This is a genomic window from Salmonella sp. SAL4457, assembly GCF_046548235.1.
In the GTDB taxonomy this organism is placed as follows: Bacteria; Pseudomonadota; Gammaproteobacteria; order Enterobacterales; family Enterobacteriaceae; genus Salmonella; species Salmonella enterica.
In genome coordinates, this window is the sequence record NZ_JBGDZO010001109.1 from 1 (window position 1) to 246 (window position 246).

Genomic DNA, 246 nt, shown 5'->3' on the forward strand with positions numbered 1-246 from the left:
GTATTGCTCGTTCGATCAGCTCGCGCCGCTCACTCACTTTCGCGATGGTCGCTAATCCCACCGCCTGCCAGCCAGGATCACGGATGGTGTTGGTGATATCCAAAGCGCGTTCAATCAGCTCCGGCCGTTGAGCCATCTCCGAGGCGATGGCCGCAAGCGCGTGAGCATGCTGCTTTGGGTTGGCTATGGTGCCGGTGATCTGCAGGGCGCGGTCTATTGCTTGCTGGTGAAGGCACCGGTCAGTAT

At 59.8% G+C, this 246-nt stretch carries 1 protein-coding gene; it reads right to left on the minus strand.

The genetic code is table 11. The annotated features are described in order from the left end of the window. Positions 1–246, minus strand: a 246-nt coding sequence (locus ACLJNW_RS27625) for a hypothetical protein (RefSeq protein ID WP_410961761.1), incomplete at both ends; no start/stop codon positions are given.